Origin of the sequence: uncultured Parabacteroides sp., from assembly GCF_905196875.1 — a bacterium.
Lineage (GTDB): Bacteria > Bacteroidota > Bacteroidia > Bacteroidales > Tannerellaceae > Parabacteroides.
Map to the genome: position 1 here is coordinate 59,612 of NZ_CAJJWO010000022.1, position 14,212 is coordinate 73,823.

The window sequence follows — 14,212 nt, forward strand, 5'->3', positions numbered from 1 at the left end:
ATGCAAACCGGAAAGCCTTTTTTTTCATTAGAAGGGATAACCTACAGCAAAATGCCAGGCAAAATTGCCCTTCAGATTAGGATTCAGAATAGCCCAGCGATCTTTACCTCTTTCCTGAGGATTATACGCCTTCATACCCGTATCAAAACGGATCAGGAAGAAGTCGAAATCAAGACGTAAACCCAAACCATAAGAAACGGCTATCTCTTTATAAAAACGGGAGAAATCGAAATTAGCATTTTCACGATCCTTATCCTTGTGCATGGTCCAGATATTTCCGGCATCCACATAAGCTGCCATTTCAAACTTCCAGAACATCTTTGTACGATACTCCATATTCAGGTCCAACCGGATATCACCTACCTGGTCGGCAAAAGTACCATCCGGACTGATCCTCATACTTCCCGGCCCCAGCGAGCGGACAGACCATCCACGTACACTATTTGCACCTCCTGAAAAGTAGCTGCGTTCGAACGGTAACATCCTCGCATTTCCATAAGGATAGCCGACTCCTACTCCTGCATGAAAAGCCAGTTTATTACGACTGTCTAACACAATACTTCTACTGAAATCGACATCTCCTTTTATAAACTGGGAGTAATTGATGCCGAATAAACGATACAAGCCATCCTCGTCCTTCTTCTCATTCGTCAGTTTGGAAATCAAATAAAGCATATTACCCGCCATTTCAAACGACACACGCAATGAATGCGTATTTCTTAACCGGTTCTGAGGATTATAATTGCTGAATGAATAAGTATATCCGGAACCGACAACAAACTGATCCGTAAAATTATAAAGCTTCATCGACTCAGGCAGATCTTTTGCAAAAGTTGAATCGATCTTCGGCAAATGCACATAATCTATATCCAACAGCTTAAAAGTATGACGCGCCTGCATATTTGAACGGTCCTGCCAGATATAACTCCATCCTCCGGAAAGAATCGCACGTCGGTATTCAGGACGTGTCTGGATGCCATAACTGACCTTAAATTCAGTTGAAGCACGTATTTTACGTTTAAAACTTTCACTGACAAAAGGGAACAAGAAACGAGGAAACAAGACAGACGACTCCGCTCCCAACTCCCAGTAACTACTACCGTCAGAACTTGAAGACAACGCCTCATAAGCTCCGCGCACCTTGGCCGAAAACACTTCCGATCCTTTGAATATATTCCTGTGTTGATAATTCACACTGGAAGCAAAACCAAAGTCACCGGCCGAGTTCGTACCTTCCAGGTCGACACCGAAACCTTGCAGTTTGGCAGGCGAAGTCAGGATCGTACAATTTAGCTTCATCGTATCCCCTTCCTCCACTTCCGAAAAACGTATGTTCACATTTCTCAGTGCCCGAAGGGCGGCAAAAGAAGAATAGGTCTGTTCCACCCCCCGTTCATTGAACAGGCGACCCGGAGTAATATAAGTACTCTTACGCAAAACGCCCGGACGAATACTTCTTCCGCCCTTACCATATAAAATCTGCAGATCGCCTACTTTCACCGTATCGGACGAAGTCAGTTTCAAATCACTCTGTACCTGATTCAACGGATCATAATCCGTAACGATCGTGACATCCTTTATATAATACTGACGATGCAAGGTATCGATAACCGAACCGTCGGGTTTAAGCAGGCGGTACGGCTTCAGAACCAGATCCAGATCCACAATATTCCGATTATAGGAGCTATCGGCCAGATAAGCCAGATAATCACGGTTAAAGGCATAATACCCCCTCCGCCGAAGCTGCGTAGTGATCCGCTGACGTTCCTTATCCAGGACATCCCGGTCAAAGAGTGCACTATCCTTTATCAGGGAATTATAATCTTCCGGAGAAATACGGAAAGCCGACGACACGGCTGAACGCCGGGGTGCCTTCAAATGAGCGATACTATCGATCTTCGGATCATCCAGATTCATCGTATAATTATGTATCCGGTAAGGTTTATTCGAGTTAATCCGGTAGGTAACCACCGCTTTTTTTTGCCTGGAAGTATCTATCGTAGCAGCAACCTCGGCATTCACATATCCCTTGTTGATAAAGAAACGCCTCAATTCGTCGGTCGACTGATCCACCAGAGCAGTATCGAGAATAACAGGCGGTTCGCCAATACGGCGAAGCTGTTTACTCAGCCACCGTTTCTCATTCCGTCCCGACCAATCGTATACAAAAAGCTGCCACTTCATCAGTCCGAACACCTTAAAGTTAGGCTGCTGCCTCAGATAAGGCTTCAACTCATTGGCTTTATAGGATTTATTATCGGAAACGATTTCTACTTTATCCAGCAGATATTCTCCGTCACCGACATATTTTGTCGTACTGCAAGCGGCCAGTATCCAAGCAAGGCATAGGAAATATAGTATATGGAGGATTCCCTTCATCATTCAACCTTTTACGCACGCAAATGTAGCTGAAATTAAATAAATTCCCTTACTTTTGCTTTGTAAAAAGAGTAAAGATGCTGAGTAAGTCTAAAGTAAAACAGATCCGTTCGCTTGAATTAAAGAAGTTTCGTAACGAGTTAAATGCATTTGTTGCCGAAGGGAATAAGCTCGTGGCCGATATGTTGCACGCATTCGAATGCGACCTCCTGATAGCCAAACCATCCTGGATGGCTACACAGGGAGATATCCCTGCTAAAGAGTTACTGGAAGCCGACGATGAAGATATCCGTAAAGCCAGCTTCCTGAAAAACCCGCAGGATGTACTTGCCGTCTTTAAACGTCCCGTCTGGTCGCTGGAAGATGCAGACCCGGCAAACCAGCTGATTATTGCCCTCGACGGGATACAAGACCCCGGAAACCTCGGCACGATCATCCGGCTCGCCGATTGGTTCGGGATCGAACATATCGTATGCAGCCAGGATACCGCAGACGTATTCAGCCCCAAGACCGTACAGGCGACTATGGGTGCCCTGGTCCATGTAAAAGTACATTACACCGATCTGCAAGCTTACCTGCAAGCGCAACATGAAAAGAAAATCCCCTTGTACGGCACCTTCCTCGACGGAGAGAATATGTATACAAAAGAATTATCCGGCACAGGTATCCTCATTATGGGAAATGAAGGAAACGGCATCCGTCCGGACATCGAAGCACTTGTAAACGAAAAGTTGTATATCCCCAACTATCCGCAAGAGCGGGAAACCTCAGAGTCGTTGAATGTAGCAATCGCGACAGCAGTCGTCTGTGCCGAGTTCAGACGTCGCGGGAGTAAAATGGGTTAACCGGAAGACGGAAACCGGACTACCCTCCGTCACGTTATCGGCCGCCGATACCCATTGGTCAGGCACAAAATCTCCATCTACCGGGACAGTTATACCTGCCGGTACGGGGATTAATGTACCATCATAAAATTCGGTATTTGCTATTTCCTGCTCCAAAGGATATACACCGACGAAACGCCCTTCCGCATCCAACTCGAGGTAATGCATACGGAACCATTTCTTCCAGTATATATAATGCGAAGCAATCCTGCGCATACAAGGATTATTTTACAGAATCTTTATTGGCTATGTTTACAGAGTCTTTAGGAACAGACAACCGTCCGTAATTGTACCGCATCAGATTCAGGCTATCCACATAGACTTTGAAATAAGAGGTCGAGTCATCTTTCCCATCCAGACGGATAAAGCCATATACGCTCTTCACCTGCTTGGTCGGCAACGTACGCAAAGTCGTTTCGTGATAACCGTCTTTCAACACCTTATCATTCACGGTAATGATCGTATCCCCCTGATTAGCGCTCAGGCGGATCTCCGGACGATTCTTCATATTGTCATTCAACCCCCAGACACGCATTCCCAGAACGAAAGTACTGCCCGAAGGATAGTTTGTCTCCGGTTTGATATCGATCGTCACTCCGTTAAACAAGGCATTCGGTTCAAAGGTAAGATAAGTCAGTCGCGGCCAGATATCCACAGAATCCTGTTTCGATACCGGAGCAGCACTGGCCTGTACGTCTCCCAGCGCTTTCTGACGTTCATTCAAATCCGCCAGTACCAGATCGTACACCTGCATATATATATCCAGGTTACGGCCATACCATACCAGCGAGCTGTCGTAAACGGCCTGTTCTATTTTATGTTTACGGAACACTCCCTGATAAAGCGCCTCCTTTTTTGCATCATCACTATAAGTCTTATAATCGGTATTGATCATAGCCTCTGCCAGCTGCATATCGAGCAAGACAGCCTTCATCTCCTTTTCAGAGAGAATACCGTCGGGCACCTTACTGCATGAAGCCAGCAAAGTAGCCACTAACAAAGCGACGCCATATCTGCGCAAATTGTTCCGCATTTATTTCTTTTCTTTTTCTTTCGAGAGACTGTCCGACAAAGTATGCCGGTAAAATATCAACAACAGAAAAACACCTACACAGATAGCCGAATCTGCCAGGTTGAAGATCGGACGGAAAAAGATGAACTCCTCTCCTCCCCAGATCGGGAACCAGTCCGGAAACTCTGTCTGAATCAACGGGAAGTAAAACATATCCACCACTTTCCCGTGCAGCCAGGTAGCATACCCACCCTCAGCAGGCATAAGTGAAGCAACCTGACCAAAACTATGGTCGAATATGACTCCATAAAAAATAGAATCTATTATATTACCGATAGCCCCTGCAAATATCAATGAGACACAAGCAATAAAACCAAAACTGTACTTCTCCTTCACCAGCTTATACAGGTAATAACCGATAAAGCCGACCGCAACGATGCGGAATACAGATAAGAACAACTTGCCAATCACTTCAATCCCGAAAGCCATTCCCGGGTTTTCGGTAAAGTACAGATAAAACCACGGTGTGATTTCTATACTTTCATGCAGTTGCATATGTGTCTTGATCCAAATTTTGAGAGCCTGGTCAAGAAGAAGGAGCAGCATTACAATAAACACTGCTCCCCAACCTTTTGAAAATTTCATTTATCTTTTACCTCCTTGTTTTGCTTCGATACTCAAAGTAGCATGAGGTACGGCACGCAGTCTTTCTTTCGGGATCAGTTTACCCGTTTCACGACAAATACCGTAAGTCTTATTTTCGATACGGATCAAAGCTGCCTGTAAGTTCTGGATGAACTTCATCTGACGCTGTGCCAGACGTCCGGCCTCTTCTTTCGATAAGGTTGCGGCACCTTCTTCCAACACCTTGAATGTAGGTGATGTATCAGCCACGTCGTTACCATCAGAATTGGTTACACCCGATCTCAACAACTCATAATCCTTTTTTGCTACCTCTAACTTCTCTAAAATAATGGCGCGGAACTCCTCGAGTTCAGCATCCGAATATCTTGTCTTTTCTGCCATGGTTCAATAATTTTAGGTTCAACATTCATAATATATACATCAGGCGATCCAATGTCGCAGTCCAAATATACGATAATATTTATATGCAGCAAGGGACGCCTTTCTTTTTTAATAAAAAATTCATTCCTTTTCGATACGAACCGACAGGTTGAAATCCTCAAAATCAAGCACGGTTGCATCGCTTATTGCATGATCTGTAATTTCAACCGACACAGCCAGTACCTGGTTTGCTATATATTCATTATACTCTTTAATCGCTTCATCCATTTCATCGGAAGAAAGAACCGTAACAGTAATCTTATCCGTAATATCATAACCATTGCTCTTACGCAGGTTCTGGATACGATTCACCAGTTCGCGGGCCAATCCCTCTTTACGCAAGTCTTCCGTTACGGTGATATCCAGTGCCACCGTCAGGCGTCCTTCGTTAGCAACCAGCCATCCGGGGATATCTTCCGAAATGATTTCCACATCAGCCAGTTCGACTGTTGCGTCCAGCCCTTCCACATTCAATGTGAATGTACCGGCAGCTTCAAACGCCATGATATTTTCCTGGCTCATGCTCTGGATGGCAGCTGCCAAACTCTTCATGATCTTACCGTAACGCGGGCCTAACTTCTTAAAGTCCGGTTTGATACGTTTCACCAGAATACCGGCGGCATTATCGACAAACTTCAATTCCTTCACATTCACCTCGTTCAGAATCAGGTTCTTTACCGCCTCGATGCTTTCCTGCAGGTGAGCGTCGACAACGGGTACCATGATCGTTTGCAGCGGCTGGCGAACTTTGATATTCACCTTACGACGCAAAGCCAACACCATAGAAGACACATCCTGCGCCATCTTCATACGTTCTTCCAGATCCTTGTCGATCAATGCTTCATCATATTTCGGGAAATCCGACAAGTGAACAGACTCTACAGTCTCACGTCCGGTAACAGCAATCAGGTCGCAGAACAACTGGTCTCCATAGAACGGAGCAATCGGCGACATCAGCTTGGCGATTGTTTCCAGGCAAGTATATAATGTCTGGTAAGCAGACAACTTATCGGTAGTCATGCCTCCACCCCAGAAACGGCGGCGGTTCAGACGTACATACCAGTTACTCAGGTTATCGTTCACGAATTCAGAGATAGCACGTCCCGCACGTGTCGGTTCGTAGGTATCATAGAATCCGTCGACATCCTTCACCAATGTATTCAACAACGAAAGGATCCAGCGATCGATTTCCGGGCGTTCTTTCAGAGGAACATCCGGTTCCGAATAATCAAATCCGTCTACGTTTGCATACAGAGCAAAAAATGAATACGTATTATATAATGTACCGAAGAATTTACGGCGCACTTCATCCATTCCGTCGATATCGAACTTGATATTATCCCACGGAGAAGCATTGGTGATCATATACCAGCGCAACGGGTCGGAACCATACTGCTCGATTGTAGAGAACGGATCGACGGCATTACCCAGACGTTTGGACATCTTGTTGCCGTTCTTATCCAATACAAGACCATTAGACACAACCGCTTTATAAGCCACACTGTCGAACACCATCGTTGCCAGCGCATGCAGGGTAAAGAACCAGCCACGAGTCTGGTCTACACCTTCAGCGATAAAGTCTGCCGGATATACCTCGCGGCTATCCAGTAACTCCTTATTCTCGAACGGATAATGGATCTGGGCATAAGGCATCGCACCCGAGTCGAACCAAACGTCGATCAGGTCGGTCTCACGCTTCATCGGCTTGCCGCTTTCAGAAACAAGGATCACCTCATCCACATACGGACGGTGCAGGTCGATCTTTTCGTAATTATCCTTATTGTATTCGCCCGGCTGGAATCCTTTCACCTTATACGGGTTCGACTCCATCAGTCCGGCCTTAACAGCTTTCTCTATTTCATTGTACAGTTCTTCTACCGAACCGATACATTTTTCTTCCGTACCGTCTTCCGTACGCCAGATAGGCAGCGGAGTACCCCAGTAGCGGCTGCGGCTCAGGTTCCAGTCCTGCAGGTTTTCCAACCATTTACCGAAACGGCCTGTACCTGTACTCTGCGGTTTCCAGTTGATCGTATTGTTCAGTTCGATCATACGGTCGCGGCAGGCAGTGGTACGGATAAACCAGCTATCCAGCGGATAGTATAATACAGGTTTGTCGGTACGCCAGCAGTGCGGATAGTTGTGTACATGCTTTTCGATACGGAACACGCGGTTCTGCACCTTCAGCATCATACATATCTCGATATCCAATGTTTCGTCTTTATCCGTCTTTTCCGGATCATAGGCATTCTTTACGAACTTACCCTCGAACGGATCGTAATCGGCTGCATTCATACGAGTCTGCACGAACTCAGGATCCAGGTCTTCCATTAGATAGAACTTACCGGTCATATCCACCATCGGACGATTATTACCATCCTTATCGACCATCATCAAAGGAGGCACACCGCTAGCTTTCGCCACGCGGTCGTCGTCCGCACCGAATGTCGGAGCGATATGAACGATACCTGTACCATCTTCCGTTGTTACATAATCGCCGGTGATCACACGGAAAGCACCTTCTCCCGGATTCACCCAGGGGATCAACTGTTCGTAATGCATACCGGCCAGTTCCGGACCTTTCCACTCGCCAACCACCTTGAACGGGATCAGTTTATCACCGATCTTATAGTCAGACAGTTCCAGTTCGGCAGCCTTCGGATTAAAATGTGCATCCATCAGATCCTTAGCCAATACGACTGTCATCGGCATACCTGTGTACGGGTTGTAAGTCTGAACAGCCACATAGGTGATATTCGGGCCTACGCAAAGCGCCGTATTGGAAGGCAATGTCCAGGGAGTAGTCGTCCATGCCAGGAAGAACGGTTCACCGAACTGTGCCATTTCCGGCTTCGGGTCGAGTATACGGAATTGAGCCGTACAGGTCGTATCTTTCACGTCGCGGTAACATCCCGGCTGGTTCAGCTCGTGCGAGCTCAAACCTGTTCCGGCTGCCGGCGAATACGGTTGGATGGTATATCCTTTGTACAGCAAACCTTTCTTATATAATTCTTTCAGCAGATACCACAAAGTTTCGATGTAACGGTTATCGTAGGTGATATACGGATTTTCCATATCCACCCAGTAGCCCATCTTGTCGGTGAGGTCTTCCCATTCTTTGGTAAACTTCATCACATCGCGGCGGCAAGCTGCATTATATTCAGCGACAGAAATCTTCTTGCCGATATCTTCCTTGGTTATACCCAACGATTTTTCCACGCCCAGCTCAACCGGCAGGCCGTGAGTATCCCATCCTGCCTTACGGTTCACCAGATATCCTTTCATGGTTTTGTAACGGCAGAAAATATCTTTGATCGAACGGGCAATAACGTGGTGAATACCCGGCATACCGTTTGCTGAAGGCGGACCTTCATAAAACACAAACGAGGGGTATCCTTCGCGGATTTCAAGACTCTTATGGAAGATGTCGCCATCCTGCCATTTCTTCAGCACCTCTTTATTTACGTTCGACAAGTCAAACTTAGAGTATTCAGCAAATTTCTTACTCATATCGCGTTATATTTATCTTTCTTCTAAAAATGCCGCAAAGTTAGTGATTTAATTCCAATTAGAAAAAAAAAGATTTACTTTAGGTAACGTCAAAGAAAGCCGTACTTTTGCAGTCGGATACAAAAATGGATAAGCACCATGATCGACACACTCACCTCTTTGCGAATATTCTTTGCCCTGATGGTATTCGGGGCCCATTGCTATGTACTGGATTCAAGTTTCGATGCCCACTTCTTCAAAGAGGGGTTTGTCGGGGTCAGTTTCTTTTTCGTCCTCAGCGGCTTTATTATCGCCTACAATTACCAGGAAAAGTTATTGACAAAACGCACCGACAAGCGTACTTTCTGGGTGGCCCGTATCGCCCGTATTTATCCTTTGCATCTGCTTACGTTAGTAATTGCGGCATGTATAGGGGGATATGTTCAGTATAACGGCACGGTAGACTGGATAAAACACTTTGCAGCTTCCACCTTCCTGCTGCAACCGTTCTTCCCCTCGGCCGACTACTTTTTCTCATTCAACAGCCCGTCGTGGAGTTTGGGATGCGAACAGTTATTTTATTTCTGTTTCCCTCTTGTTATCCCATTCTTAAACAGCCGGCGAAACCTGCTTATCGCACTCGGTATCTGCCTTCCGGTCATGCTAGCGGGCATGTATCTGACACCTGATGAACAGATCAAAGCATACTGGTATGTCAATCCGATCACCCGCCTGCCGGACTTTTTCGTAGGAGTTTTACTTTACCAGTTCTATCGGCTATTATGCAGTAAAAAGATATCTTATTCCGCCGGCACACTATTGGAGACAGGCGTCGTTGTCCTGTTTTTCCTTTTCTATCTTTGTGCTGCCGACATTCCCAAAGTCTATCGTTATTCTTGCTATTACTGGTTGCCGGTTTCTCTGATGATCCTTGTTTTCGCCCTGCAAAAGGGAATGCTATCCCGACTGCTCTCCAATCGCTTCTTAATCATTGGCGGTGAAATCAGTTACAGCTTCTACCTGATCCATTTATTTATCATACTGACATACACCAAAATGGCCGCTATCTACCAATGGCAAATACAATGGACAATCAGCGTTCCCCTTATCTTCTGTATCACTGTCGCACTCAGCTTGCTTTCTTATTATTATTTTGAAAAGCCGGCTAATAGGTGGGTAAAAAGGGTACTGACTAAAAAACAATCCTAAAAAGCACGTACATGCTTTGTATATAAAGCATATTTTAGCGATATTTGCACTATATACAGTGCAAGACGATGGAAAAGCGGATTATAAAAGCAATTATTGCTGAACGCCAGAGGGAAATCAGCAATATACAATTAGTCAAAAGACCGATCTATTTCGAAGAACAAGCTAATTATGTATTAGTTGGGATTCGGCGAGCCGGTAAGTCCTACCAAATGTATCAGGATATACAAAATCTGATAGAATCCGGTAAAGCAACTATCGAAGACTGTTTATATATCAATTTCGAGGATGAACGCATTTCCTCAATCAGCAGTTCTGAACTAGGGTTATTATTAGAATGCTATGCCGAGATGTATGACAATCGCACCCCATTGATCTATCTGGATGAAATACAGAACATCGATGGCTGGGAAAAATTTGCCCGCCGCCTGGCCGATTCCAAATACCGGGTTTTCATTACCGGAAGTAATGCAAAAATGCTTAGCCGGGATATTGCAACTACACTCGGAGGCAGGTTTATCATACGGGAGGTATTTCCTTTCTCATTCAGGGAGTTTTTAACCTATCATAAAATCGACCTAAAGAAAAACTGGGAATACGATCCGGAATTGCGCCTACAGGTGATCAGACAATTCGATACCTATTTTCATTTCGGTGGTTTCGCAGAAACATTTCCCTTAACAGACAAACGGGAATGGATCAACTCGCTTTACCTGAAGATTTTACTAGGAGACATTATCGCACGAAACGAAATACGCAACGGCAACGCCATTCGTTTACTTGCCAAAAAACTGGCGGAAAGTGTTATGCAGCCTACCACTCAAACCCGGTTACTAAATATCATAAAATCGTCGGGGAGCAACATTGGCCGTAACACATTGGCCGATTACCTGAATTACATGAATGACGTTTATCTGACTTTTAATGTTCCGAACTTCACAGATTCGGTAGCCGAACGTTTTTCCAGCTGTAAACGATATTACTATGACAATGGGTTATTGAATAATTTCCTCTTCGATGCCGAAACCAAATTGTTGGAAAACATAGTAGCCATAAATCTGATCGAACGATACAGAAAAGGAGAAGAATACGGGGTATTCTTCTATAATAAAGGTATCGAAGTCGATTTTTACATTCCTGACGAGGAAATAGCGATACAAGTATCATACAGCATCGACGACCCGCTCACCCGGGAGAGAGAAACCAAAGCCTTACGGAAAATAGCAGAAGTCTTTCCTCTTAGAAAAGCATTTATAATCACCCGGGACGAAGAAACAACGATCTCCGAAAGCGGTTTAGATATAGAAGTGCTCCCTGTCTGGAAATGGTTGCTTAAGGAATAAATCAATCAAAAAAGCACAAATAAACACATAGCTTATGATTTTTAAGTCCAAGCTGTATTTTTCCGCTACAAACAGTTGTTTATTTGATCGTATCTACTATCTTTGCAGTACTACAGAAAGCGCAGAAACTATAGCGTTAGGTTCTGTTCTGTAGAAATATTTAGAATAAGGCATTTTAAGATATTATCTCGGTCTACATAAATTATCCCGTTTTTTAGACAGAATTGAGATAGTAGCAACAAAATGCCCATGTTATTTGTATATATGTAGTTATATATGATATGACGTGGGCTGTTGCTTACTATCAGTCTGTCAGGGAGGGATACCCTATGTAGCTGAGATGTAGCAATAGCACCACGTTTTTTTATGCCTTTTTTCAAGCTATACTTTTTACTGCCCATACTTAGTTAATATATTAAACAATCATACAATTCAGTAAAAAGGCATAGTGAAGAGGAGACTCTACAACTGTCCGGTTCGGGAGAATAGGATAGTATCTATATAGCAGATAATATGTATCATATAAAACGTTTCATACTATGATTAACCTGTTGACTAAAATACGTGATTATGTAAAACTTCTCCTCCCTAACGACCAGAAGCCAGCCCTTTTAGGGAATGTACTGCCTGAGCATAAAGCTGCGATCTGGGAAGACGCCTGTATCATATCCCCTCCGGAAAACCTGCCGGAGGAGGAAAAACAACCTACACAAGAGGACAAAGAGAAAGAAAGCGACTTCATTATCAAAGCATTCAAAAGCCTGTCACCCGAGTATTTATTGATCGTATCGGAAATGAGAAACTTACTTAACTCCGATCTCAAGAAAATAGTATTCCATGCATTAGCCACCAAGTTAAGCGTCGAAGAGGTTGCGGAACATCTTAGCCTTACTCCCCGGAAAGTAAAATGCATATTCCGTGACGCAATTACGGACATCAGTATCCAAACCGGATTTATCAGGGACAACCTCAATAACAGTATTCAAAAAGATATAAAAATCGAAGCGTTGCAATCAAAGATACAATTGCTGAGCAATCAGTTATTAATGGAAGAAATCAAACATTCTGCCCAAAAGAAAACAACGGTCAAAATACCTTATGCCAGACAAAAGAAATTATTATCAAAACCATTAACCCAATGTCTTGATTTGGAGAGTAGGACTTTAACTATTTTCAGATCATTGGATATATATACCCTGGAAGATTTACTGAGATATACTTCTGCCAACGGCATCGCAACACTGAAGGAGCAACGCAACTTTGGTGATTTATCATTACACAGGCTGGAAAATGAATTAATAAGGAAAGGAATCTTTGACCCTCAAGGTCAATGTGAACTATATCAAGAGCTAACTAAGAGGTAAAACCTAATAATTTTTTTCTGAAACTGCAATACAGTTATAAGCCATCCGGCTCGTGAGAGTCGAATGGCTTTTTTTACCAACGATTACAACTCGTTTATTTCTTCAATCGACAGGCCGGTGCATTGGGCGATCGTTTCAACATTGACTCCCTGCTTTTTTAAATTCGTAGCGATCAAACGCTGTTCTTCCGCTTTGCCTTCTGCTTTCCCTTTTTCTACACCTTTCTCAAGACCTTTTTCCATGCCATCCTCAAAACTGGTATCGAGGGCAGCAGCCAAGTCGCGCTCAACAGAGAGGCTTAGCTCGTATTCCAAGCGTTGGTCGGGAGTCATGCGCTCTACTTCCACTATGCTTTTCAGCTTGCGGAATATCTGATTGTTCAGTTCTTCGGGTAATCGTTCCATGATCTCAATGTTGTTTAAGACAAATAACCACTTCTTATAAAGCGTGTCGCATGCTTGCAAAGGTAATACAAATTTTGGCATTTCAAGATAGATCTCATTGAGCGTTTCGCTGAAAGGAATCTTCAACTCCCTGTCCATACGAACAATATCCCAACGATACTTATCCGGGCGGGTAGGATCCATAATATAGTTCAACACACAAACTACATAGACTTTGCTGATATGGTAGTTCCAACGTCTATGGATTGTATCCAATTCCTTTCTCGATTTTTTCTCCAGTTCTTCACCCAACTTTTCTTTTACGATCATGGATTGTTGCTGGATTGCGAAAGAGGCGTAGTATAACACTCTGTCAGAGAAGTACTTCTGTCGCGACTTCTGCATCTCGATTATGAAGACTTCCCCTTTGTCATTCTCGCAGAAAATGTCGAATACTGCCCGTCGTTGGTCATGCTTTAAGCCGAGCATTTCTACATTCCTAAAGGTGATGTCTACAATGACTTCATGTTGGATAACTTCATTTAAGAAGCTAATGATAAGATCTTTATTAACTTCACTGCCGAAGATTTTCTTCCAGCCATAGTCCGAAAACGGATTGACAAATTTGTTCATAGCGCATTGTTTTGATTGACTCCAATAATAGAGTTGCCGCAAATATAAAGAATTGTTCAGATTAACCAAATCATTGGGGAGGGAATATTGAGGGAAATATCAATTATTTCCATTATTGAATTATCATGAACGCACAAAAGTTTTCTAAAAATAATCCTTCAAACCTTCACCGGAAACCCATCTATCTAAAGACAAACAGATTACCGGTGAAGGATTTTTACGGTTCAACAAAACAACTTCACCGTAGCCGCACCGATCAGCAGCCATCCCAACAGGTTACCGGGAGTTAATGCGGGAGGTTGTTTTTCGGGCTCGTCGCTTTCGGGCGAATGATCGACAGGATCGCTCCGATGGCTGCCAGAGCTACCTCCGTCTGCGACAACAGGATCGACAACAGTGCTGTCAGCCCCAACCATGGGATCGCCAGGCTGGCAGTGCCTCCCTTTCAAGC

At 44.2% G+C, this 14,212-nt stretch carries 12 protein-coding genes; 4 read left to right on the forward strand and 8 right to left on the reverse strand.

From position 1 onward, the window contains the following. Positions 1 to 27: 27 nt before the first annotated feature. Positions 28 to 2,382, reverse strand: a complete 2,355-nt coding sequence (locus QZ076_RS09760) for a BamA/TamA family outer membrane protein (protein ID WP_293712880.1) — start codon at positions 2,380 to 2,382, stop codon at positions 28 to 30. Positions 2,383 to 2,456: 74 nt separating this feature from the next. Here QZ076_RS09760 and QZ076_RS09765 point away from each other — a divergent pair, with 74 nt between their 5' ends. Next, on the forward strand, positions 2,457 to 3,224 hold the full coding sequence (locus tag QZ076_RS09765) for an RNA methyltransferase (protein WP_293712882.1): 768 nt from the start codon (positions 2,457 to 2,459) through the stop codon (positions 3,222 to 3,224). Here the strand turns inward: QZ076_RS09765 and QZ076_RS09770 are convergent. The 5 genes from QZ076_RS09770 to ileS form a co-directional block, all read right to left on the reverse strand. Then, a complete protein-coding gene (locus QZ076_RS09770; RefSeq protein WP_293712883.1) occupies positions 3,147 to 3,479 on the reverse strand; it encodes a hypothetical protein in 333 nt (110 codons plus the stop codon). The two genes, QZ076_RS09765 and QZ076_RS09770, sit on opposite strands and share 78 nt — an antisense overlap. 7 nt (positions 3,480 to 3,486) lie before the next feature. Beyond that, the gene (locus QZ076_RS09775) at positions 3,487 to 4,296 is read right to left on the reverse strand and encodes a DUF4296 domain-containing protein (RefSeq protein WP_293712884.1); all 810 of its coding nucleotides are present in this window, start codon (positions 4,294 to 4,296) and stop codon (positions 3,487 to 3,489) included. Next, entirely contained in the window at positions 4,297 to 4,920 is a 624-nt protein-coding gene (locus QZ076_RS09780; protein WP_293712885.1) for a lipoprotein signal peptidase, read from the reverse strand. After that, entirely contained in the window at positions 4,921 to 5,301 is a 381-nt protein-coding gene (locus QZ076_RS09785; protein ID WP_007657507.1) for a TraR/DksA C4-type zinc finger protein, read from the reverse strand. A 120-nt stretch (positions 5,302 to 5,421) separates the two neighbouring features. Beyond that, positions 5,422 to 8,850 (reverse strand): isoleucine--tRNA ligase, encoded by a 3,429-nt coding sequence (gene ileS / locus QZ076_RS09790; protein WP_293712887.1) that lies wholly within the window; start codon positions 8,848 to 8,850, stop codon positions 5,422 to 5,424. 138 nt (positions 8,851 to 8,988) lie between these two features. Here ileS and QZ076_RS09795 point away from each other — a divergent pair, with 138 nt between their 5' ends. The 3 genes from QZ076_RS09795 (at position 8,989) to QZ076_RS09805 (ending at position 12,745) form a co-directional block, all read left to right on the forward strand. Further along, positions 8,989 to 10,038, forward strand: coding sequence for an acyltransferase (locus QZ076_RS09795; protein WP_293712889.1), 1,050 nt, complete (start codon positions 8,989 to 8,991; stop codon positions 10,036 to 10,038). Positions 10,039 to 10,106: 68 nt separating this feature from the next. Beyond that, on the forward strand, positions 10,107 to 11,381 hold the full coding sequence (locus QZ076_RS09800) for an ATP-binding protein (protein ID WP_293712891.1): 1,275 nt from the start codon (positions 10,107 to 10,109) through the stop codon (positions 11,379 to 11,381). Positions 11,382 to 11,920: 539 nt separating this feature from the next. Next, complete coding sequence (locus QZ076_RS09805; RefSeq protein WP_293712893.1) at positions 11,921 to 12,745, forward strand: hypothetical protein; 825 nt, start codon at positions 11,921 to 11,923, stop codon at positions 12,743 to 12,745. Positions 12,746 to 12,828: 83 nt separating this feature from the next. Here QZ076_RS09805 and QZ076_RS09810 read toward each other — a convergent pair whose 3' ends face one another. Beyond that, complete coding sequence (locus QZ076_RS09810) at positions 12,829 to 13,761, reverse strand: Rpn family recombination-promoting nuclease/putative transposase (protein WP_293712895.1); 933 nt, start codon at positions 13,759 to 13,761, stop codon at positions 12,829 to 12,831. A 224-nt stretch (positions 13,762 to 13,985) separates the two neighbouring features. Beyond that, positions 13,986 to 14,212: hypothetical protein (locus QZ076_RS09815; RefSeq protein WP_293712897.1), on the reverse strand; the 227-nt coding region annotated here is incomplete at its 5' end.

Excerpts from the sequence above, each read along its gene's own strand:
- QZ076_RS09760 (WP_293712880.1), bottom strand. The coding sequence starts at position 2,382 with ATGATGAAGGGAATCCTCCATATACTATATTTCCTATGCCTTGCTTGG.
- QZ076_RS09765 (WP_293712882.1), top strand. The coding sequence starts at position 2,457 with ATGCTGAGTAAGTCTAAAGTAAAACAGATCCGTTCGCTTGAATTAAAG.
- QZ076_RS09770 (WP_293712883.1), bottom strand. The coding sequence starts at position 3,479 with ATGCGCAGGATTGCTTCGCATTATATATACTGGAAGAAATGGTTCCGT.
- QZ076_RS09775 (WP_293712884.1), bottom strand. The coding sequence starts at position 4,296 with ATGCGGAACAATTTGCGCAGATATGGCGTCGCTTTGTTAGTGGCTACT.
- QZ076_RS09780 (WP_293712885.1), bottom strand. The coding sequence starts at position 4,920 with ATGAAATTTTCAAAAGGTTGGGGAGCAGTGTTTATTGTAATGCTGCTC.
- QZ076_RS09785 (WP_007657507.1), bottom strand. The coding sequence starts at position 5,301 with ATGGCAGAAAAGACAAGATATTCGGATGCTGAACTCGAGGAGTTCCGC.
- ileS (WP_293712887.1), bottom strand. The coding sequence starts at position 8,850 with ATGAGTAAGAAATTTGCTGAATACTCTAAGTTTGACTTGTCGAACGTA.
- QZ076_RS09795 (WP_293712889.1), top strand. The coding sequence starts at position 8,989 with ATGATCGACACACTCACCTCTTTGCGAATATTCTTTGCCCTGATGGTA.
- QZ076_RS09800 (WP_293712891.1), top strand. The coding sequence starts at position 10,107 with ATGGAAAAGCGGATTATAAAAGCAATTATTGCTGAACGCCAGAGGGAA.
- QZ076_RS09805 (WP_293712893.1), top strand. The coding sequence starts at position 11,921 with ATGATTAACCTGTTGACTAAAATACGTGATTATGTAAAACTTCTCCTC.
- QZ076_RS09810 (WP_293712895.1), bottom strand. The coding sequence starts at position 13,761 with ATGAACAAATTTGTCAATCCGTTTTCGGACTATGGCTGGAAGAAAATC.